Raw genomic sequence first — 24,086 nt, 5'->3', positions numbered from 1 at the left:
CACATGCAAGGAGGGTAGCGCAGAGAAATCCGGCGGGTGCCCGCCGGATTTATTCAGATTAGCCGTTGCTACGGCTGCCGCCCGAACGGCGGTTGTTGCTGTTCCCCACCTGGGAATGGCGTTTCACCGCGCGACGAATTTGATTCGCCTTCATGCGGCGGCGATCTTTCTCTACCGCGACTTTCGAGGTGGTTTCCGCAGGCAGTTCAACCAGCTCACGCAGGTAGTTGGTTTGCGCCAGATCCAGCTCGGTATAACCGCCGCGTGGCAGGCCTTTCGGCAGCGGAATATCGCCGTAGCGAACGCGAATCAGGCGGCTGACCTGCACGCCAACCGCTTCCCAAAGGCGGCGTACTTCACGGTTGCGCCCTTCGGTCAGCGTGACGTTGTACCACTGGTTAATCCCTTCACCACCGGCAAACTTAATCGTTTTAAACGCCGCCGGGCCGTCTTCCAGCTGCACGCCGCGAGACAGCTGACGCAGTTTGTCGTCATCAACCTGACCGAACACACGCACGGCATACTCACGTTCCACTTCGCGGCTCGGGTGCATCAGACGGTTTGCCAGTTCGCCATCGGTCGTGAACAGCAGCAGACCGCAGGTGTTGACGTCCAGACGCCCCACCGCAATCCAGCGCGCGCCGCGCAGTTTCGGCAAACGGTCAAACACCGTCGGGCGGCCTTCCGGATCGTTACGCGTACAGAGTTCGCCTTCCGGTTTGTAATAGGCCAGGACGCGGCAAATCTGCTCAGCGGACTCTTTCACCGAAATCAGATGACCATCGATACGAATTTTTAAACCAGGAACCACTTCTACACGATCGCCGAGGGTGGCGACTTTACCATCGACGCTGACGCGGCCAGCTTCGATTTTAGATTCAATTTCACGGCGGGAGCCGTGGCCAGCGCGGGCCAGCACTTTCTGTAATTTCTCGCTCATTGAGCTTCCTTAAGGTGTCGCCTTCCCAGGCGTCTGGTATACTTTATAAAACAACAGGTTAATAAATTCCATCACCTGTTGTTGGGTCAATACTTTTGTCCCGAAGGGGCACCACAGCCGACGCCTGATAACCGTCACGACTGAGACACGCCTGCAAACGTGGTCGCACATATTACACTAACTTCGAAATGAATGCTTCTTCAGGTTATATTCGCCCCGACTGCGGGTATTAGCGGTCACAGATGGGCTGCATTTATTATGCACCACACGCAGCCATTTATCCCTGTCCCACATCGAAATCCTGCGCAATGCAGAAATAAAATGGCGCAAGTTCGTCGCCCGTCAATTCTGTCCGCCGGACCACTCGACCAGCATCATGGCAATCTCCCCTCTGAGACTGCGGCGCCCGGTCACCGCCTCAACGCTCCCGCTGCCGGTAATAATGCTGCGCGAGCGTTTGCCTGATCCTTTCCGGCGCGTCTCCCTGACGCATCAATGTCAACAGCGTCTGCATGATCGGTAAAACGTGGCGCAGATGCAGCATGTAGCCGTCGCAGAAATAATTCTTATTGGGTCGTCCATCGTCGGAAAGTGTGAAACGGTGTTTCGGACAGCCGCCGTTGCAAAGCGGACGGAACGAACAGCTAAGGCATTCGCGGCCGAGGTGGGTCCGCTTACGTTGGGCAAAGGCGATATTCTGCGCCGAGTTAACCAGCGCGGAGAGACTATTGTGGTTGATGTTGCCCAGCTTATGCTCGGGATAAACGAAATGGTCGCAGGAATAGATATCGCCATTGGACTCCACAATCAGATTGTCGCCACAGGTTTCGTTCATCACGCAGGAGCCGGATCTGCCAGCCATTTTTGCCAACGTCTGCTCGAAGTTCATCACGAAAACGCTTCCCATATCGTCTTGTACCCAGCTATCGAAGATAGCGTTGAGGAAGCGCCCGTACGCGTTGGCCGCGACCGACCATTCTGTCACCCGGCACTGCGCGGAAAAATCAGGGGAAATCAGCGTCAAACCGTTGGCATCGGGCTGTGCGGCTCGCCGTTCCACCAGCGGAATAAACTGCATATAGCGACTGCCGATCTGCTTAAGAAAGCGGTAGATTGCCAACGGCCGTTTGACGTTTTCCGCATTCACCACCGTCAAAGTATTGAACTCCACATGGTGCCGCTTCAGCGCCTCCAGGCCGCGGATAACGGCGTCAAAGGTGCTTTTCCCGGCGCGCGTCCGGCGATACGCATCGTTGCTGAGACGATCGCCGTCGAGGGAGAGACCAACGAGAAAACCGTGCTGTTTCAGGAACCGGGCCCAGTCATCATCAAGGTTAATTCCGTTGGTCTGAAAAACATTGCTGATGCGCTTCCCGCCGCGGTAGCGCTCCTGTAATCGCAGCGCCTCGCGGAAAAAGTCAATCCCGAGCAGGGTCGGCTCGCCGCCCTGCCAGTGGAAATCAACCGTTGGCGCAGGTTGGCTGGCGATATTTTTCCGCACGTAGTTTTCGAGCGTCGCGCCGTCCATTTTCCAGTGGGCCTGCCGCTGCGGATAGAGCCGCTGCTTTTCCAGGTAGTAGCAGTAGGTGCAGTCGATATTGCACACCGCTCCTGACGGTTTCGCCATCAGCTGGAAGCGATTGATATGATGACTCATAGCCCGAGATAACTGATAACCGCGGGTTTCGCCGGTTCGCCGCTGCGCGTCGTCACCCCATCCAGCCAGCTATCCAGCAGCTGCGGACGGCGTTTTAACTCTTCGCGCGCCGCCTCCTGCGCCGTTTGCTGCTGGTCCAGCATACGGGCAATCACCGCGTTTTCCAGCCCGACGTCAAAGGTCAGCTGACTATAAAAGCGATTCAGATTCGGACATTCAGCAGCAAAATTCTTGCGCGTCACCGTATTCACCGTAGCGCTGCCATAGTGGGCGCCAAAGTACTTGTCGCCGCCGCTCAGGTAGACCAGCCTGAAGCGTGTATTCATAGCGTGCGGCTCCCAGCCCAGGAACGCGATCCACTGTTGACGTTCCACCGCGCGCGCCACCTGCGCCAGCATGCCGCTTTCGCTGGACTCCACCAACGTCCAGTTTTGCAGGGCGAAATCATGCGCGTCGATCATCTTCTTCAGACTGAGGTTAGCCGGCGCCCCGGGGGCAATGCCGTAAATTTTATGGCCGAACTTATCAGCAAATTTTTGCAGGTCGGAGAAGTCTTTTACCCCTGCGGCGGCGACGTAATCCGGTACGGCGAGCGTGAAGCGCGCGGCCGGGAGATTGCTGCCGAGCACCTTAATCGCGCCATCGGCGGTGAACTTACCGATCACCGGCGCCTGCGCGGGCATCCAGTTGCCGAGGAATACGTCAACCTGGCCGGTTTTCAGCCCCTGAAACGCCAGCGCCACCGACAGGTTTTGTACTTTTTGCCGATAGCCCAGCGCATTCAGTATCGTCCCGGAAAGGGCATTGGTCGCCGCAATATCGGTCCAGCCCGGATCGGACTGTGTGACGGTGGCGCAACGCGCGTCATCGGCGGCGAAGCCACTCAGCGGCAACCAGCCGGCGGCCGCCAACAGCATCAGTCGAGTCATGCGTTTCATTTTCATTATCATTCCTGGTGTTTCGCGGGAGAAGGATAGCGAGCGAACGCCTCTTGTTCATCCAGCGTTTGATGGTTACGGATATAGCGTGTCGATGCGCGCTGAAACGGCTGATAGTCCCAGTCTGGAATGGCATCCCGTCCGGCGACCTGGGTTAAAAACAGGCGTTTTTGCTGACTGGCGAGCACCTGGTGATAGAGGGCATCAAGATCCCAGCGCGCCGCGATTTCATCGACGAACGCCTGCGCGACCGCTTGATAATTGTTATTCGTCGCCAGATTCACCCGCTCGTGGGGATCGTCGCGTAAATTGAACAGCTGCGGCGTCTCACTGACTGAATGAATATATTTCCACTCCCCCCGGCGAAACATCAGCATCGGCCCAAGCGCGCCTTCGGCCAGGTATTCGCTCACCGCCCCGTCCGGCCCGGGTAGCCCCTGTAAATGCGGCACCAGACTGTTGCCATCCAGCGGAGCGATAGCCTGCGCTTTGCGATCTTCGCCGCTGGCAAGCTCGACAAGCGTAGGCAACAGATCCACCAGCGAGACGCTTTCGCTGACCCGACGGGGCGCGAAGCGCGTGGGGTTATGCACGATAAACGGCACGCGTACGGCGTTCTCGAAGAAGTTCATCTTGTACCACAGGTCACGTTCGCCGAGCATTTCGCCATGGTCGGCAATCACCATAACCACGGTATTTTCGGCCAGCCCCGTTTCTTCGAGGGTGCGCACCATTTCGCCAAAGCAATCATCAACGTAGGCCAGAGCGCCGTAGTAGGCATGACGGGCGCGCCGAATATGCTCATCGTGGATTAAGCCCGGTTCCAGCTGATACATGGCGCGCATCCGCGCCGAATGCGCATCGTCTGCAATATCGTTGCCGCGCGTAACCGGCATATCGATGTCATCTGGCGAAAAACGATCGAGGTAGCGTTTGGGGATCGCGAAAGGATCGTGGGGATGCGTGAGCGACAGGAGCAGCATAAACGGCTGTTCATCGGGGCGACGGGCGGCGTCATACAAGCGCTGGCGGGCGAGGAATAAGGCCTCATCATCAAAATCAAGCTGGTTGGTACGCACGCACTCGCCTGCTTCCAGCACCGAACTCATGTTGTGATACCAGTCGAGTCGGCGTTCAGGATGTTTCCAGTCCGGCGTCCAGCCAAAATCGGCGGGGTAAATGTCCGTCGTCAGCCGTTCGTCAAAACCGTGCAGCTGATCGGGGCCGCAAAAGTGCATTTTCCCCGACAGCCAGGTGCGGTAGCCCTGTTCGCGCAGATAGTGGCAAAAGGTTGGCGAGTCGGCATGGAACTCGGCGGCGTTGTCATACACCTGATTACGGGAAATATACTGCCCGGTCATCAACGATGCACGCGATGGCGCGCACAGCGGACTGTTGCAATAGGCGGAATCAAATACCACCCCTTCGCGAGCTAATTTATCTATATTTGGCGTCAGACTAACGTTATTGCCATACGCTCTTAAGGCGCTGGCCGTTAACTGATCGGCCATCAGAATAACGATATTCGGTTTATTTATAAGCATGACCTTTCCGCACAGTAAAATAATTAATAAAACGTGTTAGCCTTATCTCATGTATCAACAGGCCCTGTGAAGGGGCTATTTTTTTATCATGACATAAGGTGAATTTATGGCAGGAAAATTACAGCTTCCGCCTTTACAGGCGCTAGTGGTATTTGAAGCGGCGGCGCGTTTAGGTAATTTTACCGCCGCCGGAAATGAACTCGGACTATCGCAGCCGGCGGTCAGTCAGCGTATTCAGATGCTGGAGAATCTGATTAATTCACCGCTATTTGAACGCCGTCATCGCGGCGTCCAGCTCACCGAATCCGGCAATAGTCTGTATCTGATCGTCCGCAATAGCCTGCTGGAAATCAGCGAGCAGTTCGAACGCACGCGTCTGCAGCGTAATGTCCTGCGTATCGACACCGATATGGGGTTTGCCAGCTACTGGCTCTTACCCCGCATGGAGAGGCTGCAAGCGTTAATTCCGGGGGTGGAGGTACAGATAACCACTTCGCCCAACGACTATAACTTTCGCGATAGTAACGCGGATCTGGCGATCTATTTTGGCCACGGAAACTGGGCCGGAACGCAGAGCCAGCGGCTGTTCCCTGAGATTGTCATTCCTGTTTGCAATCAAAAGATTAAGCAAGAAATGGCGCCGGTCTCCACCCCCGAATCTCTGCTGGATTATCCCCTGCTGAAGCTGCCGGAATCCCGGCCCCAGCGCTGGATGACGTGGGACGACTGGTTCCGCCAGCATCAGGTATCCGGGCAAAATCATGCCGCCTCCCGGACCTTCAACGCCTATTCCCTGGTGATCCAGGCGGCGCTGGAAGGCCAGGGGATCGCCCTCGGCTGGCAGCCGCTGATCGCGCCGTTTCTTGCCAGTAAACAGCTGGTGCAATGCGGGCCGATGCACCGTACCGAACGGGGATATTATCTGATTTCCGCCAATGCTAAACCGGTCTCGGCGCAGCAGGAAAAAGTCAAAGCATGGTTATTGGATGAAGCCTGGAGTTTTCACGCTTCCGGTCATCTAATACCAGAAAATAAATAAGCTAAGACAGAAAAGGCATATTGATTTGACGAAATAGATTAGCGCGCTCGACGGTTTTATATGTTAGTTTTTTAACGCCACCCTAAAATAAACACGATGCCATGTTACAACCTATATTTGAGTTACAATCCGTTAATAAAAATTATTATTCCAGCGATAATACACGTTTTTTCTTAACAGCGCCAAAAAGCGCGGCGATTAATGCCTTGAGCGATATCAATTTAGAAATATATCGCGGAGAGATTTTTGTCATTGTCGGTCTTTCCGGCTCCGGTAAGTCGACATTGCTGCGCACGCTTAACCACCTGCTCCCGGCCAGTTCCGGCTCGGTGATTTTCCAGGGTAAAACGCTTTCCGCGCTGCGGGAATCCGAGCTGATCGCCCTGCGCCGCCGCCATATCGCCATGGTTTTCCAGTCGTTCGCGCTGTTTGATGAACGCAGCGTACTGGATAACGTCGCGTTCGGCCTTGAAGTAGCCGGCGAATCCCGGGATCTGCGCTACCGAAAAGCGAACGAGATGCTGGCAAAAGTCGGGCTTGCCGACGTTGCCGAACAGTACCCGCCTCAGCTCTCCGGTGGCATGCAACAGCGGGTCGGGCTTGCGCGCGCGCTGGTCATGGACCCCACCGTGCTGTTAATGGATGAAGCATTTTCCGCGCTCGATCCGATTATTCGCCGTGAAATGCAGACGCTGCTGCTGTCGCTACAGGCACATTCCCGGCGCACCATCGTCTTTGTCACCCACGATATGGAAGAGGCGCTGCGCCTCGGAACGCGGATTGCGATTATGGAAAAAGGCAGGCTGGTGCAGGTTGGCACCGCGGAAGAGCTGATAAACGCGCCGGCGACCGCGTATGTGCAACACTTTTTCTCCGGGGTCGACGTTTCGCGCTGGCAGCTGGCCGAAAGCTATGCCGATATCTGGACAACGCGTCAGGAGCCATCATGAGCTACCCCCTCGATTTTAGTCGTCAGATTGACGATGCAGTACAACGCCTGCTGGCACACGCCGGCGGCGGATTTGACGGTTTTGCCGGGGCTATCGACCGCTTTGCCGGGGGCCTTGAGAGCGTGATAAATGCGCTTTCGCCGTGGGGGCTGGTGATCATCGCGGTCTGGCTGGGCGCATGGCGGATTGGCAAAGGTTTTGCGCTGTTTGCCCTGCTTGCTTCGCTGTATATCATTTACAGCGGCTACAGCGAGCACGCTGCGGTGACGCTGGCGCTGACCCTGTCATCAACGTTTTTCAGCCTGCTGATCGGCATTCCACTCGGGATCTGCAGCGCGCGACGCGCGGCTACCGGCAGGATCATTCGCACGGTGCTTGATTTTATGCAGACCATGCCCGCCTTTGTGTACCTGATACCCGCGACGATTTTGTTCGGGCTTGGCCGCCCGCCAGGGATCTTCGCGACGATTCTGTTTTCTATGCCGCCGGTGGTGCGTCTGACCGATTTAGGTATTCGCCAGGTCAACGCTTCGCGCATCGAAGCGGGCATCGCCTTTGGCTGCACGCCGTGGCAGTTGCTGTGGAAAGTGCAGTTGCCCGCTGCGCAGCCCTCGATTATGGCCGGCATAAACCAATCGATCATGATGGCTATGTCGATGGTGATTATCGCGTCGATGGTCGGGGCCGGCGGGCTGGGTAACGATATTTTGAGCAGTATCCAACAGCTGGAAATTGGCACTGGCCTACAGAGTGGTTTCGTGGTGGTGCTGATTGCCATCCTGCTGGATCGGCTGTCGGCAAGCTTTGCAAGACGCGACGGCCCCCCTGGCGCCAGAAAGACGATGCTTCACGGGCTGTTTCGACTCAGAGCGAAATAGCGCGGCAGTCCTGCATCAGGAATGGGGCAAGCTCATCGCGACCCCGGCAGCCGGGGTCGCGATGCTGCCGGGGAATACGTAGTCCGTTACTGGAACGGTTTAACGTCGCCGACGCCTTCACGCAGCACGACCGGCGCGTCTTCGGTCAGGTCGATGACGGTGGTAGGCTGCTGGCCAAGATAGCCGCCGTGGATAATCAAATCCACCAGCTTCTCCAGCCGGTCTTTGATCTCTTCCGGGTCGGATTCGGTGAATTCGCTACCGGGCAGCATCAACGAGGTCGACAGCATCGGTTCGCCGAGCGTCTCCAGCAGCGCCTGGGCTATCGGGTTCGACGGCACGCGCATCCCGATGGTCTTACGCTTCTCCTGCAGCAGGCGACGCGGTACCTCTTTGGTCCCCTTGAGGATAAAGGTGTAGTTACCCGGGGTGTTATTTTTTATCAGGCGAAACGCCACGTTATCGACAAACGCGTAGGTCGACAGCTCAGACAGGTCGCGGCACATCAGCGTAAAGTTGTGGCCATCAGGCAACTGACGAATGCGGCAAATACGCTCCATCGCGCCTTTATCTTCAATCTTACAGCCCAGCGCGTAACCGGAATCGGTGGGATAAACGATCACCCCACCCTTACGCACAATCTCCACCGCCTGGTTAATCAACCGTGCCTGCGGGTTGTCCGGATGGATATAAAAAAACTGGCTCATACTTCCCTCTCAATTTTATTCTGCGGCCGTTTCCCAGCTGTGCCAGATCCCTTCTACGCCAGCGGGTAGCCAAAGTTTGCGGCCCAGTTCGATCCACGGACAAGGCTGATGAAAATCAGATCCTTGTGAACCCAGAAGACCAAACTGCACGGCGTACGCGGCAAGCTGCGTACGTTCATGGGGCGCCTGCTGGCATTGCGCCAGTTCCATCGCATCGCCACCCTGCTCGCTGAAGTGGGCCAACAGCCGTTTCAGCCACTTGGCGGAGAGGTCGTAACGCCCGGGATGGGCGATAACCGCTTTGCCGCCAGAATGATGAATGACATCAATCGCTTGTTTTATTGTACACCACTGCGGCGGAACGTATCCGGTTTTCCCGCGGGCGAGATATTTTTTAAAAACATCGGCAATATTGCTGGCATAACCGGCTTCCACCAGGAAGCGCGCGAAGTGTCCGCGGGTTACCGCGCCGCCGTCAGCAAGCTTCATGGCCCCCTCCCAGGCGCCTGGAATCCGCGCTTTCTCCAGCCGCTCGGCGATCATCTGTGCGCGCAGCTGGCGACGCGCCTTCTGCTCTTCCAGAAGCGCGCTCAGTGCCGGGTGCGCAATATCAATATTCAAACCGACAATATGAATCTCGTGGTTTTCCCACAATGTTGAAATTTCCACCCCGGTCACCAGCGTGAGCGGTAAACCGGCGCGGGCGATTTCGGCACGCGCGGCGGGAATCGCCGCAACGGTATCGTGGTCGGTAATCGCCAGGGTCCCGACGCGCATCTGGTGAGCGCGATGAACCAGTTCTTGCGGAGTCAGCCGCCCGTCAGAGGCGGTGGTGTGGCTGTGCAGATCGTAAATCACTGCGTAATGGGTGTCGCTCAAAGAGACTCCTGCTGGACATGGACTTAAATTAGCGCATTATCATAACGACTCGCGGAGAAAATCTGCAAACAGGGGTTGACTTTATTCCTCTGGACTAGTTAACTAGTACGCAAGTTCACATGAAGGGGTATCACGATGAAAACGCAATTTATCACTCTGCACGGCTGGTGGCGCACCTCCTGATATCGGGCGGCGTGATCGCGTTTTGCACTCAGCATACAGATACCCGGCCCGCCAATGAGCGGGCTTTTTATTGGACAAATTATTATACCGAAAGGCGAGAACAATAATGCAAACATCAAAACCGGCACTCGAGCTTCTCACCAGCGACGCCATCTATCGCGAAAACCCCACGGCGCTGTTTCACCAGCTGTGCGGCGCTCGCCCGGCCACGCTGCTGCTGGAATCGGCGGATATCGACAGCAAAGACGATTTAAAAAGCCTGCTGCTGGTAGACAGCGCGCTGCGCATCACCGCGCTAGGTGACACTGTCACTCTGCAGGCGCTTTCTGCTAACGGCGCGGCCCTGCTGGATTTACTGGATAATACTCTGCCTTCGGGCATCGACAATCAGCGCCAGCCCAATAGCCGGATCCTGACCTTCCCGCCTGTCAGCGCGCTGCTGGATGAAGATGCCCGCCTGTGCTCTTTATCCGTCTTTGACGCCTTCCGTCTGCTGCAGGAACTGGTCACCGTTCCGCCGGACGAGCGCGAAGCGATGTTCTTTGGCGGCCTGTTTGCCTATGACCTGGTAGCCGGTTTTGAAAATCTGCCGCCGCTGGAAAGCGACACCGCCTGCCCGGACTACTGTTTCTACCTGGCCGAAACCCTGCTGGTTATCGACCACCAGACCAAAAATACCCGTATCCAGTCGAGCCTGTTCACCCCGCTGGAGAGTGAAAAACAGCGTCTGACCCAGCGTATCGCCCAGCTTCGCCAGCAGCTTAACGAGCCGCCTGCGCCGCTGCCGGTGACTAAAGTTGAATCGATGACCTGCGACTGCGATCAGAGTGATGAAGAGTACGGCGCGGTGGTACGCAAAATGCAGCGCGCCATTCGCGCCGGTGAAATCTTCCAGGTGGTGCCGTCCCGCCGCTTCTCTCTGCCCTGCCCGTCGGCGCTGGCGGCCTACGACGTCCTGAAAAAGAGCAACCCAAGCCCGTACATGTTCTTTATGCAGGATAACGACTTCTCTTTATTTGGCGCATCGCCAGAGAGCTCGCTGAAATATGACGCCCTCAGCCGCCAGATTGAGATCTACCCGATTGCCGGTACCCGCCCACGCGGCCGCCGCGCCGACGGATCGCTGGATCGCGACCTCGACAGCCGTATCGAACTGGAAATGCGCACTGACCATAAAGAGCTTTCCGAGCATCTGATGCTGGTTGACCTGGCGCGTAACGACCTCGCGCGAATCTGTACGCCGGGCAGCCGCTACGTCGCCGACCTGACCAAAGTTGACCGCTACTCCTTTGTGATGCACCTGGTGTCCCGCGTGGTTGGCGAACTGCGTAGCGACCTCGACGTCCTGCATGCCTACCGCGCCTGTATGAACATGGGCACCCTGAGCGGCGCGCCGAAGGTTCGCGCCATGCAGCTTATCGCCGCCGCCGAAGGCAAACGCCGCGGCAGCTACGGCGGCGCGGTGGGCTACTTTACCGCCCACGGCGACCTCGATACCTGCATCGTGATTCGTTCTGCCTATGTGCAGGACGGCATCGCCACCGTCCAGGCTGGCGCCGGTATCGTTCTGGATTCAGTGCCTCAGTCCGAAGCGGATGAAACCCGCAATAAAGCTCGCGCGGTGCTGCGCGCAATCGCTCAGGCCCACCACGCTAAGGAGACTTTCTGATGGCCGACATCCTGCTGCTCGATAATATCGACTCTTTTACCTATAACCTCGCAGACCAGCTGCGCGCGAACGGCCATAACGTGGTGATTTACCGTAACTCGGTGCCGGCGCAGACCTTAATTGAGCGCATTGGTACCATGGATAATCCGGTGCTGATGCTCTCTCCGGGCCCGGGGACCCCCAGCGAAGCGGGCTGCATGCCGGAGCTGCTGACCCGGATGCGCGGCAAACTGCCGATCATCGGTATCTGCCTCGGTCATCAGGCCATTGTTGAAGCTTACGGCGGCTACGTCGGCCAGGCTGGCGAAATCCTGCACGGCAAAGCCTCCAGCATCGAACATGACGGCCAGGCGATGTTTGCCGGGCTGACCAATCCGCTGCCGGTAGCGCGTTATCACTCGCTGGTGGGCAGCAATATTCCGGCCGGGCTGACCATTAACGCCAACTTTAACGGGATGGTCATGGCGGTGCGTCATGATGCCGACCGCGTCTGCGGCTTCCAGTTCCATCCTGAGTCGATTCTCACCACCCAGGGCGCACGTCTGCTGGAGCAGACCCTGGCATGGGCGCTGCAGAAACTCGAGCAGACCAACGTGATTCAGCCGATCCTCGAGAAGCTGTATCAGGCCGAAACCCTGAGCCAGCAGGAAAGTCACCTGCTGTTCTCTGCGGTGGTGCGGGGAGAAGTGAAACCCGAGCAGCTGGCTGCCGCGCTGGTGAGCATGAAGGTGCGCGGTGAACAGCCGCAAGAGATTGCCGGCGCCGCCACCGCCCTGCTGGAAAACGCCGCGCCGTTCCCGCGTCCGGACTACCTGTTCGCCGATATCGTCGGTACCGGCGGCGACGGCAGCAACAGTATCAATATTTCAACCGCCAGCGCCTTTGTGGCGGCGGCCTGCGGCCTGAAAGTCGCCAAACACGGCAACCGCAGCGTATCGAGCAAGTCGGGCTCTTCCGATCTGCTGGCCGCGTTCGGTATCAACCTGGATATGAATGCCGACAAGTCCCGCACCGCGCTGGATGAACTGGGCGTCTGCTTCCTGTTTGCGCCGAAGTATCACACCGGTTTCCGCCATGCGATGCCGGTTCGCCAGCAGCTGAAAACCCGCACGCTGTTCAACGTGCTCGGGCCGCTGATTAACCCGGCACATCCGCCGCTGGCGCTGATTGGCGTCTACAGCCCGGAACTGGTGCTGCCGATTGCCGAAACCCTGCGCGTGTTGGGCTACCAGCGGGCTGCGGTAGTCCACAGCGGCGGTATGGATGAAGTGTCGCTGCATGCGCCGACGGTGGTCGCTGAGTTGAATAACGGGGAAATCAAAAGCTATCAGCTGACGGCCAATGACTTCGGTCTCACACCTTACCATCAGGAACAGCTGGCTGGCGGCACGCCGGAAGAAAACCGTGACATTCTTACGCGCTTGCTACAAGGTAAAGGTGAAGCCGCTCACGAAGCCGCCGTCGCCGCCAACGTCGCTATGCTGATGCGCCTGTACGGGCACGAAGACCTGAAGGCCAACGCTCAGCAGGTGATCGACGTGCTGCGCAGCGGAGCGGCCTATGACAGAGTGACCGCATTAGCGGCAAGAGGGTAAATAATGCAGACCGTTTTAGCAAAAATCGTTGCCGACAAAGCGATTTGGGTAGAAGACCGCAAACAACAGCAACCGTTAGCCAGTTTTCAGAATGACGTCGTCCCGACTCAGCGTAATTTTTACGATGCGCTCGCCGGTACACGCACCGCGTTTATTCTGGAATGCAAAAAAGCGTCTCCGTCGAAAGGACTGATTCGCCAGGATTTTGACCCGGCGACCATCGCCGGCGTCTATAAAAATTATGCCTCGGCCATCTCCGTCCTGTGCGACGAGAAATATTTCCAGGGCAGCTTCGACTTTCTGCCGATCGTCAGCGCCATCGCGCCGCAGCCGATTCTGTGCAAGGATTTCACCATCGATCCTTACCAGATCTACCTGGCGCGCTACTACCAGGCCGACGCCTGCCTGCTGATGCTGTCGGTGCTTGACGACGACCAGTATCGCCAGCTTGCCGCCGTGGCCCATAGCCTGAACATGGGCGTGCTGACCGAGGTCAGCAATGAAGAGGAGCTGGAGCGCGCCATTGCGCTGAAGGCCAAAGTGGTCGGGATTAACAACCGCGACCTGCGCGATATGTCGATTGATCTGAACCGCACCCGCCAGCTGGCGCCGCGCCTGGATCATGATGTGACGGTTATCAGCGAATCCGGTATTCATACTTACGCCGAAGTGCGTGAACTCAGCCATTTTGCCAACGGTTTCCTGATCGGTTCCGCCTTGATGGAACAGGCGGATCTCGATGCCGCCGTGAAGCGCGTGCTGCTCGGCGAGAATAAAGTCTGCGGCCTGACCCGGCCTCAGGATGCACAGATCGCCTGTGAATCCGGCGCAATTTATGGCGGGCTGATTTTTGTTCCCTCCTCGCCGCGTGCCGTGAACGATGCCCAGGCGAAAGAGATTATTCAGTCCGCTCCGCTGCGCTACGTTGGCGTCTTCCGTGACGCGCCCATCGAGGTGGTCGCCGCCCGGGCAGAACAGCTTCCGCTGGCGGCGATTCAACTGCACGGTAGCGAAGATCAGACCTATATTGACGCGCTGCGTGCGGCCCTTCCGGAGTCGGTGCAAATCTGGAAAGCCCTCAGCGTCAGCGACACGCTACCCTCACGTCACTTCACCCATGTCGATAAGTATGTTTTCGATAATGGCCAGGGCGGTAGCGGCCAGCGTTTCGACTGGACGCTGCTGCAGGGCCAGGACCTGCGTAATGTCATTCTGGCAGGCGGCCTGGGTGCCGATAACTGTGTAGAAGCTGCGAAAAGCGGCTGTGCCGGACTCGATTTCAATTCAGGCGTAGAGTCGCAGCCGGGTATTAAAGATCCCAGCAAACTGGCTTCGGCGTTTCAAACACTGCGCGCATATTAAGGAGCAATAATGAGCACTTTACTTAATCCCTATTTTGGCGAATTTGGCGGTATGTATGTCCCGCAGATTCTGATGCCTGCCCTGCGCCAGCTGGAAGAAGCGTTCGTCAGCGCGCAGAAAGATCCGGCGTTTCAGGCGGAATTTACCGATCTGCTGAAAAACTACGCCGGTCGTCCCACGGCGCTGACTAAATGCCGTAACCTGACCGAAGGGACCCGCACCACGCTGTATCTGAAGCGCGAAGATCTGCTGCACGGCGGCGCGCACAAAACCAACCAGGTGCTGGGTCAGGCGCTGCTGGCTAAACGAATGGGTAAAACCGAAATTATCGCCGAAACCGGCGCCGGCCAGCACGGCGTAGCATCCGCACTCGCCAGCGCTCTGCTCGGTCTGAAGTGCCGCATCTATATGGGCGCAAAAGACGTCGAACGCCAGTCGCCAAACGTGTTCCGCATGCGTTTAATGGGTGCCGAAGTGATTCCGGTGCACAGCGGTTCCGCCACGCTGAAAGATGCCTGTAACGAAGCGCTGCGCGACTGGTCTGGTAGCTACGAGACCGCGCACTATATGCTCGGTACCGCGGCGGGCCCGCATCCGTTCCCGACCATCGTGCGTGAATTCCAGCGCATGATTGGCGAAGAGACCAAAGCGCAAATTCTCGAAAAAGAAGGTCGTCTGCCGGATGCGGTTATCGCCTGCGTCGGCGGCGGATCCAACGCTATCGGGATGTTTGCTGACTTTATCGATGAAACCAACGTCGGTCTGATCGGCGTCGAACCTGCGGGTCACGGGATTGAAACCGGTGAACACGGCGCGCCGCTGAAGCATGGTCGCGTTGGCATCTACTTCGGTATGAAGTCACCGATGATGCAAACCGCAGACGGCCAGATTGAAGAGTCCTACTCCATTTCCGCCGGTCTGGATTTCCCGTCCGTTGGCCCGCAGCACGCTTTCCTCAACAGCACCGGCCGCGCGGATTACGTGTCGATTACCGATAACGAGGCCCTGGAGGCTTTTAAAGCGCTCTCCCGCCATGAAGGGATTATTCCGGCTCTGGAGTCCTCTCACGCTCTGGCGCATGCGCTGAAAATGATGCGCGAAAACCCGGAAAAAGAGCAGCTGCTGGTGGTTAATCTGTCCGGTCGCGGCGACAAAGACATCTTCACCGTACACGATATTCTGAAAGCGCGAGGGGAAATCTGATGGAACGTTATGAGACGCTGTTTGCACAACTGAAAACCCGCCGGGAAGGCGCGTTTGTTCCCTTCGTCACCCTCGGCGATCCGAACCCTGAGCTGTCGCTAAAGATCATCGATACGCTGATTGAAGCCGGCGCCGACGCCCTGGAGCTGGGGATTCCGTTCTCCGATCCGCTGGCGGATGGCCCGACGATTCAGGGCGCAACCCTGCGCGCCTTTGCCGCTGGCGTTAACCCGGCGCAATGCTTTGAAATGCTGGCGGCGATTCGCCACAAGCACCCGACTATCCCGATTGGCCTGCTGATGTATGCCAACCTGGTATTCAGCCCGGGTATTGACGAGTTCTATGCCGAGTGCGCACGCGTCGGCGTCGATTCGGTGCTGGTCGCCGATGTCCCGATTGAAGAGTCCGCCCCGTTCCGTCAGGCGGCGCTGCGCCATAATATCGCGCCGATCTTCATCTGCCCGCCGAACGCCGATGATGACCTGCTGCGCCAGATTGCCTCCTGGGGCCGCGGCTATACCTACCTGCTGTCACGCGCTGGCGTTACCGGAGCGGAAAACCGCGCCGCGCTGCCGCTGCACCACCTGGTGGAAAAACTGGCCGAATATAACGCCGCTCCGCCGCTGCAGGGCTTTGGCATCTCCGCGCCGGAACAGGTGACCGCCGCGCTTGAAGCCGGTGCGGCCGGGGCGATTTCCGGTTCGGCGATCGTGAAAATTATCGAGCGCAACGTTAACGATCCGCAGACCATGCTGGCTGAGCTCAAAGCATTCGTGCAGAGCCTGAAGGCGGCGACACGCTAATCGAACGCGGCATACGGTAACGGCTTTAAGCGAAAAGCCGTTACTAGCGCTGTTTACCCACTCCATTCAGCGCTTCCATCACGGGACTCAGCAGGTAACTCAGGATTGTTCTGCGTCCCGTTTTTATTTCACCGGTAACCTGCATCCCCGGTTCAAGAAGTTTTTCCTCTCCCTCCACCATCAACGTTCGCTGTTTCAGGGAAATCACCGCCCGATAAACCAACCCCAGCTCCCGATCTTCAACGGCATCGGCCGAGACCTGCCGAAGTTCACCCGTCACCCACCCATAGCGGGTGAAGTCAAAGGTACTGATTTTCACCGCCGCCTTTTGCCCGGGCCGTAGAAAACCGACGTCCTGGTTCCTGACCATGACTTCCGCTACCCGTTCACCGCTATCGGGAACGATCTTCAGCAGCTCCTGCGCCGGCTCCACGGCGCCGCCGGCATCCCTGAAGACCAAAGACTCCACCGTTCCGCTAACCGGCGCGCGCAACAGGTATTGTGCGCTCAGGGACTGGAGCTGATTGAGCTGGGTTTCCAGCACCCGGTTTTCATCGCTGCGCTCCGCGCTCTCTTTGGCAAGGGCATGGGTTTTATCGGCCGTTCTGGCCTGCGCTTCTTCATCTATCTGATGGAGGCTGTCACGCACCTCCTGTGCGCGGGTTTCTGCGGCCACCACCCGATGGCGGGACTCGGTATATTTTTTCCCGCTCTCCAGCAGGCTGTCCCGACTGGTGAGCTTCTTCTGATACAGCGCTTCCAGCGCCTGATATTGTTCTCTGAAAAGCGGCAGCAAATTTTCAGCCAGCGCTTTTTCCACCTGTCCCTCGGCCAGCTGCGCCAGCAGAACCGCTCTTCGGCTGTCAAACACTGCTTTTTCACGGCGATCCGCCTCGATTTCCGCCGTTAGCCGTAACGCCGCCTGTTCAGCCAGCGCAACATCCTCTTGTAGATAGGCGGGAGGAAGCTGGGCGGTAACGCTCCCCTGATGATAATAACGGTTAAGCAATGTCAGACGCGCAATATGATACCGGTTAATACGCTGGCGCAGCCGGTTCTCTTTGATTTGCGCCTGCAAATGACCGTCGTTAAATTTGATCAGCGGCTGGCCCTGGGCCACGTGCATCCCCTCCCGCACCATCACCGCCGCGACTTCAGCGGTGACCGCGGCATTCACCGGGCGCGACAGTTCGCTCACCACGATTTTCCCCTGCGTCACGGCAACAATATCAACCTTACCCCAGGCTGCCCATAAGAGCGCCGCTGACATCGTCAACATCACGCACCAGATGATGCCCCTGCCCGCAGGCGAAGGCGGCGAATCCTGAACCTCCAGCACCGCGGGGAGAAATTCCCGGTAACGCTTCATCCGGTCATCCCCTGCTGTAGCGCATATAAACGCGCGTACAGACCATTCCCGGCAAGCAGCGCAGCATGCGTTCCCTGCTCGCCGATACCGCCCCTTTCCATCACGATAATACGGTCGGCCAGCCGCACGGTGGACAAGCGGTGGGCGATAATAAATACCGTCCTCCCCCGACAGATTTCCGCCATATTGTGGTGAATAATCCGTTCAGATTCGTAGTCCAGCGCGCTGGTGGCTTCATCGAGAATCAATACTTTCGGGTCAGTTATCAGCGCACGGGCAAGGCCGATACGTTGTTTCTGCCCGCCGGAAAGTTGCCCGCCGTGTTCGCCAACCGGTGTGTCATAGCCCATCGGCAGTTCACTGATAAACTCATGGGCGCCGGCCAGCGCGGCAGCGGCCATCACCTGCTCCTGCGAGGCATCGGGTACGGCAAGGGCGATATTTTCCCGCAGGGTGCCGGAGAAAAGCTGAGTTTCCTGTAACACGACGCCAACCTGACGGCGCAACCATTGCGGATCGGTATGAGCGATATCCGTGCCATCGATAAATATCTGGCCTACCGAGGGTAAATACAGCCTTTGCATCAGTCTCGCCAGCGTACTCTTACCCGAGCCCGAGCGCCCTACGATGCCAATAACCTCGCCTGGCCGCACGGATAGCGTCACGCTGTTCAGCACCTGAGCGCCGCCGGGATGGTAGGCAAAGCTGATCCCGGCGAACCTTACCGCCCCCTGCATTTGGGCGAGAGCGATGCCGCTCGCAGGCTGTTGCTCGGTAGGCATATTCAGAATATCCCCCAGCCGTTTGATGGAAACCGAGACCTGCTGTATGTCCTGCCATAGCTGTACGAAGCGCAGCACCGGCGCGGTAACCTGGCCGGCAAACATGTTAAAGGCAATCAGCGCGCCGACCGTCATGTCGCCCTGAATAACCTGCTGCGCGCCGTACCACAGGATCGCCACGCTGGTTGCCCGGCTAATAAAGCGGGAAATCTGCCCGGCTATATTCCCCAAATTCTGCGTTCTGAAGCTGCTACTGACAAAAGCGGCGATTCGGGTATCCCAGCGACGGACCATATGATGCTCAACCGCCATCGCTTTCAGCGGCTCAATCGCCGTGATGCTCTCCACCAGAAAAGCCTGATTCTGCGCTCCCTGACGAAACTGTTCGTTGAGACGACGGCGCAGAGATGGCGTGATAACCGCCGATAAAATGGCGTAAAAAACCAGCGAAATGATGACGATAAGAGTCAATGGGATACTGTAGAACGCCATGACGACGAAAAAAATCACCATAAAGAGCAGATCGGTACAAAGCGTCAGAGCGCTGCCGGTGAGAAATTCCCGTACCGTTTTGAGTTCGTGAACCCGTGCTACGGTAACGCCTGCCTGCCGTTCCTTAAACCACGCCAGCGGCAGCGCCAGAAGATGACGAAAGAGCAATGAGCTCAAGGTGACATCAATTCTTTGCGCGGTATGTGCCAGCTGGTAAGTTCGGAGTCCATCCAGCACGACTTCAGCAACGGTAATACAGAGCATTCCCAGCGCCAGGACGTCCAGCGTCGTCAGACTCTGATGGGCCAAAACCTTGTCGACCACAACCTGGAAAAAAAGGGGGGTGATTAATGCCAGCAATTGAATAAAAAATGAAGCCAGCAAGACTTCACCAACCAGCCTGCGATACTGCATAAATGCCTGCCAGAACCAGCGCAGATTGAACTCGTTGGCCAGCTTTTCCACAGAGAAGCGTTGGCTAAATAAAAAACCGCCGACCCTGGCCCCCTCCACAGGCGAGTACACGGAGGATTGCGGCCGATCGATCTCCTGAACCAGCCATTGCCCGTCCTTAACCGCCAACAACACGCTATATCCCCGATCGGGTAAATGAACCAGCGCCGGCAGAGGTAAGCGAGAGGTGACGTGCAGGCGGGGATAGTAGCGACAACGAAAGCCACAATGGCGGGCCGCACGCACCAGTTGCAGGGTGATGTGATGTTCCGCATCGACAAAAAATTGCTCACGCAGGGCGCGGATATTCACCGCCGTACCGTGGTAGCGGGCAATCAGCCGCAGCCCCTGCCATAGATTATCATCCGATGACATAACGCAGCTCCACTAATAGCCAACGGCTGTTCGCCAGTTTTCCGCCGTCGTTTGCGCGGTAGCCAGCGGTATAGCCACCCCGGCATCGTCCGCATCATCAACGTCGCCCGAGGCCAGAAACTGGCAGATCTCCTGCTTCAACAGCGCGATGTCTGCCGTGCTTTCCGCGGTGTCCATGACCGGTAAAGGAATATTGTGTTCGATATAATTCAGCACATCCTCCGGCAGCCATAGCGTGTCGTCGGCGAAGACAATCTGCTCCACCTGATAGTAGTCCAGACTGAAGTAACCCCGGATAATCACGCTGTCCGCCCGGTCGCGGAAGTTGAGCACCAGACTGTCATAGCCCTGTACCCGCTGCCGGGAGAGCACCGCCTGCTCCGACAGCAGCCCCTCCCCGAGCCGCAGCGTGTCCGTCCCGCTGCTCTCGATAATCGTGTCCTGCCCGTCTCCGGCGTTAAAGAGGTAAATATCGTTACCGCTGCCGCCTTTCAGGGTGTCATTCCCCGTGCCGCCGCTCAGCAGGTCGTTGCCGAAGCTGCCGTCAAGGGTGTCGTCCCCGGCCTCGCCGTACAGCGCATCATTGCCGTTGTCCCCGGTCAGCATGTCATTTCCGCCCCCGGCGTGGATCTCGCTCCCCTCCCGGTAGGCCTGCAGGCTCTGCGCCGCCTCCGTTCCCGCCAGCAGCATCGCCTTCACGGCGGCCACGTCCCATACCGTACCGTCGGCGAAGGCGATCTGCTCCACCTGATAGCTGTCCAGGCTGAAGTACCCCTGGATAATCACGCTGTCCGCCCGGTCGCGGAAACCGAGCACCAGGCTGTCATAGCCCTGCACCCGCTGCCGGGAGAGCACCGCCTGCTCCGCCAGCAGCCCTTCTCCCATCCGCAACGTGTCCGCTCCGCTGCTCTCAATAATCGTGTCCTGCCCGTCTCCGGCGTTAAAGAGGTAGGTGTCATCCCCGTATCCGCCCTTCAGCAGATCGTTCCCCGTGCCGCCGCTCAGCAGGTCGTTGCCGAAGCTGCCGTCAAGGGTGTCGTCCCCCGCCTCGCCGTACAGCGCATCGTTGCCGCTGTCTCCGGTCAGCACGTCATTCCCGCCCCCGGCGTGGATCTCGCTCCCCTCCCGGTAGGCCTGCAGGCTCTGCGCCGCCGCCGTTCCCGCCAGCAGCATCGCCTTCACGGCGGCCACATCCCATACCGTGCCGTCGGCAAAGACAATCTGCTCCACCTGATAGCTGTCCAGGCTGAAGTACCCCTGGATAATCACGCTGTCCGCCCGGTCGCGGAAGCCGAGCACCAGGCTGTCATAGCCCTGCACCCGCTGCCGGGAGAGCACCGCCTGCTCCGCCAGCAGCCCCTCCCCGAGCCGCAGCGTGTCCGTCCCGCTGCTCTCAATAATCGTGTCCTGCCCGTCTCCGGCGTTAAAGAGGTAGGTGTCATCCCCGTATCCGCCCTTCAGCAGATCGTTCCCCGTGCCGCCGCTCAGCAGGTCGTTGCCGAAGCTGCCGTCAAGGGTGTCGTCCCCCGCCTCGCCGTACAGCGCATCGTTGCCGCTGTCTCCGGTCAGCACGTCATTTCCGCCCCCGGCGTGGATCTCGCTCCCCTCCCGGTAGGCCTGCAGGCTCTGCGCCGCCTCCGTTCCCGCCAGCAGCATCGCCTTCACGGTGGCCACGTCCCATACCGTGCCGTCGGCGAAGACAATCTGCTCCACCTGATAGCTGTCCAGACTGAAGTATCCCTGGATGATTACGCTGTCCGCCCGGTCGCGGAAGCCGAGCACCAGGCTGTCATAGCCCTGCACCCGCTGCCGGGAAAGTACCGCCTGCTCCGCCATCAGCCCCTCCCCGAGCCGCAGCGTGTCCGCTCCGCTGCTCTCAATAATCGTGTCCTGCCCGTCTCCGGCGTTAAAGAGGTAGGTGTCATCCCCGTATCCGCCCTTCAGCAGATCGTTCCCCGTGCCGCCGCTCAGCAGGTCGTTGCCGAAGCTGCCGTCAAGGGTGTCATCCCCCGCCTCGCCGTACAGCGCATCATTGCCGTTGTCCCCGGTCAGCACGTCATTTCCGCCCCCGGCGTGGATCTCGCTCCCCTCCCGGTAGGCCTGCAGGCTCTGCGCCGCCTCCGTTCCCGCCAGCAGCATCGCCTTCACGGCGGCCACATCCCATACCGTGCCGTCGGCGAAGACAATCTGCTCCACCTGATAGCTGTCCAGACTGAAGTACCCCTGGATGATTACGCTGTCCGCCCGGTCGCGGAAGCCGAGCACCAGGCTGTCATAGCCCTGCACCCGCTGCCGGGAAAGTACCGCCTGCTCCGCCATCAGCCCCTCCCCGAGCCGCAGCGTGTCCGCTCCGCTGCTCTCAATAATCGTGTCCTGCCCGTCTCCGGCGTTAAAGAGGTAGGTGTCATCCCCGTATCCGCCCTTCAGCTGGTCATTTCCTTTTCCTCCCCACAGCACATCGTTCGTGTTTTTGCCCGTTACGACATCCGCATTGTCACTGCCGGTAAATGTCAACGCCTCAGGAATACCTAATCTCACCCGGACATCTGCAAAGGATGGCAGGTATTCCATCCAGGCATACAGGACATTACTCACCTGCAGATAGCGCCCCATGTCCGTCTGCATCAGAGTATTCAGATGCGCCTCAAATGCCTCAAAGTTCAGCGTCAGACCGCTGAGATCGGGGCTTAGCTGCAGATGAATAAAATCAAAATCGCTGGCATATACTGTTGTGGCCAACAGGCAGGCTTCGGTATAGGCAGCAAAACGGCGGTATTCATCCTGTAATAAGGCCGCAGCGCTGCTCAGAGGGTTAACCGTACCGTTAACCGTGTTCCGGTATCCCCTACCAGCAGCGGTTTCGAGAACCGCAAGCTGTCGGGCATCGATATAGCTCCCGCGACTGTTTTCAGCGATATCCGCTACGCCTGCCCAGGTAAAAAGGAGCTTTTCGATGAGGCCAGACGCTTTAGCGGCCATGGGATCGGCCACAAACTGCTGAACCAGTGCGATAAGTTGCGGATTAAGACTCATTGCCGTATGCAGGTCGGCCATATTGCCAAACCCGCGGATATACGGTAGAGCCTGAATTTCAGCGGACAGGGTCACATCGCCTGTGTAGCGTGAGTATCCTTTGTTGGCCGCAAACCAGACGTCCGCCGATTGGCCGACAGCGCCATCTGAACGCGTAATGGTGCTGGTTTGCCGGTGGGCATTCCCCTGTTCATCAACATATTGTGACGTGCTGTAGCCGGTGCCAATGGCGGCCACACCGGCCTCTTCAAGGGAAAGTAACTCTCCTTCGTCAACCCGGCCGTTACTGTTCCCATCCTGCCAGATGCGCAATGACGCCCAGATAGCGTCATCACTGTTCAACTGCCCGTCTTTATTTTCATCCAGCTCCTGCAAAGCCTGATAGCCATTGGCCGCCAGTTTGCCACTTTTTAGCAGCGTATTATTGCCAAAGAGTTCACTGCCGCTATCAATCTGCCCGTTGCCATCACGATCGAATATCAGCAACCCATCGTCCGGAGCCACCCAGCCGGTGTTTTCCGCAAACTGGTTGCCATCATGATCGAAGAAAACACCGCTGCTGACGGATAAGGTTTCGATGCCATCGCCGTCGAGGTCAATAATAATGGGACTGGCCTGGTTTTCCGCACAAACCAGGCCAGGCCCCATCACCGGATCCATAAAACCTGGCGTAAATAAATTCACCCCACCGATATTGATGGGGACAGGGCAGCCCTGAAGTAGCTGTTCGATACTGCTCATCAGCGTATCCAGCAAACTTTTATAATGCCCGATGATCTCGCCAAAATAGCTCCCCGGATAATTATCGCTCCCGGCGACCTCACCAAAGAGCGAATAAACCGATTCACGGGTGGTATTCAACCAGCTTTCCGTAAGATTAAGTAATTCGTTCGCCAGCGCGGCCTGTTCTCCAGGTATTGATTCAGCTGTGCTCCCGAAGAGCTCTGTGATTTTGTCGCGGATGCTGTTATAGGTATGGCTGACGGCATTATCAATCACGTCTTTTGCATCGAGGACATCTTCCACCAGGTCATTCATCGTGTAATCATTATTGCCATTAATTTTTGCAGCGACGCCGAAAGGCGACTGAACTGAATCCAGAAAATCAATGCCCGCGCTTTTAAGGATAAAACTGGCAGCAGTAGTACAGTTAAAATCACTACCATCACCGTCCGGAATAAGATCGTAGAGCGGAGGGGATGTTTTAAACTTGCTGATAGCTTCGGCCATACTGC

General features: G+C 57.8%; 17 protein-coding genes and 1 other annotated feature. Of the genes, 8 read left to right on the top strand and 9 right to left on the bottom strand.

Annotated elements, in window-relative coordinates; genetic code table 11:
• Positions 1-58: 58 nt before the first annotated feature.
• The 4 genes from rluB to betC form a co-directional block, all read right to left on the bottom strand.
• A complete protein-coding gene (gene rluB, locus MC50_RS19235; protein ID WP_004861010.1) occupies positions 59-940 on the bottom strand; it encodes a 23S rRNA pseudouridine(2605) synthase RluB in 882 nt (293 codons plus the stop codon).
• Between the two features lie 418 nt (positions 941-1,358).
• Positions 1,359-2,597, bottom strand: a complete 1,239-nt coding sequence (locus MC50_RS19230) for an anaerobic sulfatase maturase (protein WP_047664743.1) — start codon at positions 2,595-2,597, stop codon at positions 1,359-1,361.
• Positions 2,594-3,541: a choline ABC transporter substrate-binding protein gene (gene choX / locus MC50_RS19225; RefSeq protein ID WP_223306619.1), complete on the bottom strand. Its 948-nt coding sequence runs from the start codon at positions 3,539-3,541 to the stop codon at positions 2,594-2,596. Before choX ends, MC50_RS19230 begins: the two co-directional genes overlap by 4 nt.
• 2 nt (positions 3,542-3,543) lie before the next feature.
• The gene (betC, locus tag MC50_RS19220; RefSeq protein ID WP_032695876.1) at positions 3,544-5,079 is read right to left on the bottom strand and encodes a choline-sulfatase; all 1,536 of its coding nucleotides are present in this window, start codon (positions 5,077-5,079) and stop codon (positions 3,544-3,546) included.
• A 106-nt stretch (positions 5,080-5,185) separates the two neighbouring features.
• Here betC and MC50_RS19215 point away from each other — a divergent pair, with 106 nt between their 5' ends.
• The 3 genes from MC50_RS19215 (at position 5,186) to MC50_RS19205 (ending at position 7,946) form a co-directional block, all read left to right on the top strand.
• Positions 5,186-6,118, top strand: a complete 933-nt coding sequence (locus tag MC50_RS19215; RefSeq protein WP_046852694.1) for a LysR substrate-binding domain-containing protein — start codon at positions 5,186-5,188, stop codon at positions 6,116-6,118.
• A 206-nt stretch (positions 6,119-6,324) separates the two neighbouring features.
• On the top strand, positions 6,325-7,068 hold the full coding sequence (locus MC50_RS19210; protein ID WP_223306618.1) for an ATP-binding cassette domain-containing protein: 744 nt from the start codon (positions 6,325-6,327) through the stop codon (positions 7,066-7,068).
• On the top strand, positions 7,065-7,946 hold the full coding sequence (locus MC50_RS19205; RefSeq protein WP_047664741.1) for an ABC transporter permease: 882 nt from the start codon (positions 7,065-7,067) through the stop codon (positions 7,944-7,946). The genes MC50_RS19210 and MC50_RS19205 overlap by 4 nt, the downstream gene beginning before the upstream one ends.
• An 86-nt stretch (positions 7,947-8,032) precedes the next feature.
• On the opposite strand, the gene MC50_RS19200 is transcribed toward MC50_RS19205, so the two are convergent.
• Together MC50_RS19200 and rnm are read right to left on the bottom strand one after the other, a co-directional pair.
• Complete coding sequence (locus tag MC50_RS19200; protein ID WP_032695873.1) at positions 8,033-8,653, bottom strand: L-threonylcarbamoyladenylate synthase; 621 nt, start codon at positions 8,651-8,653, stop codon at positions 8,033-8,035.
• A gap of 15 nt (positions 8,654-8,668) precedes the next feature.
• Positions 8,669-9,532 carry an RNase RNM gene (rnm, locus tag MC50_RS19195; protein WP_032695872.1) on the bottom strand — a complete coding sequence of 288 codons (864 nt, stop codon included), beginning with the start codon at positions 9,530-9,532 and terminating at the stop codon, positions 8,669-8,671.
• Between the two features lie 159 nt (positions 9,533-9,691).
• Positions 9,692-9,787, top strand: a sequence feature (Trp leader region).
• Positions 9,788-9,821: 34 nt separating this feature from the next.
• On the opposite strand from rnm, the gene MC50_RS19190 reads away from it, so the two are divergent.
• The 5 genes from MC50_RS19190 to trpA are packed head-to-tail and all read left to right on the top strand — an operon-like array spanning position 9,822 to position 16,347.
• Entirely contained in the window at positions 9,822-11,384 is a 1,563-nt protein-coding gene (locus MC50_RS19190) for an anthranilate synthase component 1 (protein ID WP_032688127.1), read from the top strand.
• Entirely contained in the window at positions 11,384-12,979 is a 1,596-nt protein-coding gene (gene trpD, locus MC50_RS19185; protein ID WP_032688128.1) for a bifunctional anthranilate synthase glutamate amidotransferase component TrpG/anthranilate phosphoribosyltransferase TrpD, read from the top strand. Before MC50_RS19190 ends, trpD begins: the two co-directional genes overlap by 1 nt.
• A gap of 3 nt (positions 12,980-12,982) precedes the next feature.
• Entirely contained in the window at positions 12,983-14,341 is a 1,359-nt protein-coding gene (gene trpCF / locus MC50_RS19180; RefSeq protein ID WP_047664740.1) for a bifunctional indole-3-glycerol-phosphate synthase TrpC/phosphoribosylanthranilate isomerase TrpF, read from the top strand.
• Between the two features lie 9 nt (positions 14,342-14,350).
• Entirely contained in the window at positions 14,351-15,544 is a 1,194-nt protein-coding gene (trpB, locus tag MC50_RS19175; protein WP_004860995.1) for a tryptophan synthase subunit beta, read from the top strand.
• Positions 15,544-16,347 (top strand): tryptophan synthase subunit alpha, encoded by an 804-nt coding sequence (trpA, locus tag MC50_RS19170; RefSeq protein ID WP_047664738.1) that lies wholly within the window; start codon positions 15,544-15,546, stop codon positions 16,345-16,347. The genes trpB and trpA overlap by 1 nt, the downstream gene beginning before the upstream one ends.
• Before the next feature lie 43 nt (positions 16,348-16,390).
• On the opposite strand, the gene MC50_RS19165 is transcribed toward trpA, so the two are convergent.
• From MC50_RS19165 to MC50_RS19155, 3 genes are read right to left on the bottom strand one after another with little or no spacing between them, the layout of a single operon-like run.
• A complete protein-coding gene (locus MC50_RS19165; RefSeq protein ID WP_047664736.1) occupies positions 16,391-17,716 on the bottom strand; it encodes an HlyD family type I secretion periplasmic adaptor subunit in 1,326 nt (441 codons plus the stop codon).
• Positions 17,713-19,818, bottom strand: a complete 2,106-nt coding sequence (locus tag MC50_RS19160; protein WP_052135793.1) for a type I secretion system permease/ATPase — start codon at positions 19,816-19,818, stop codon at positions 17,713-17,715. The genes MC50_RS19165 and MC50_RS19160 overlap by 4 nt, the downstream gene beginning before the upstream one ends.
• A gap of 12 nt (positions 19,819-19,830) precedes the next feature.
• Positions 19,831-24,081: a calcium-binding protein gene (locus tag MC50_RS19155; RefSeq protein ID WP_047664735.1), complete on the bottom strand. Its 4,251-nt coding sequence runs from the start codon at positions 24,079-24,081 to the stop codon at positions 19,831-19,833.
• Positions 24,082-24,086 lie beyond the last annotated feature (5 nt).

This window comes from Klebsiella planticola, from assembly GCF_000783935.2.
Lineage (GTDB): Bacteria > Pseudomonadota > Gammaproteobacteria > Enterobacterales > Enterobacteriaceae > Klebsiella > Klebsiella planticola.
The sequence above is the reverse complement of the archived record's forward strand: the minus strand, read 5'-3'. Positions and strand labels throughout refer to the sequence as shown.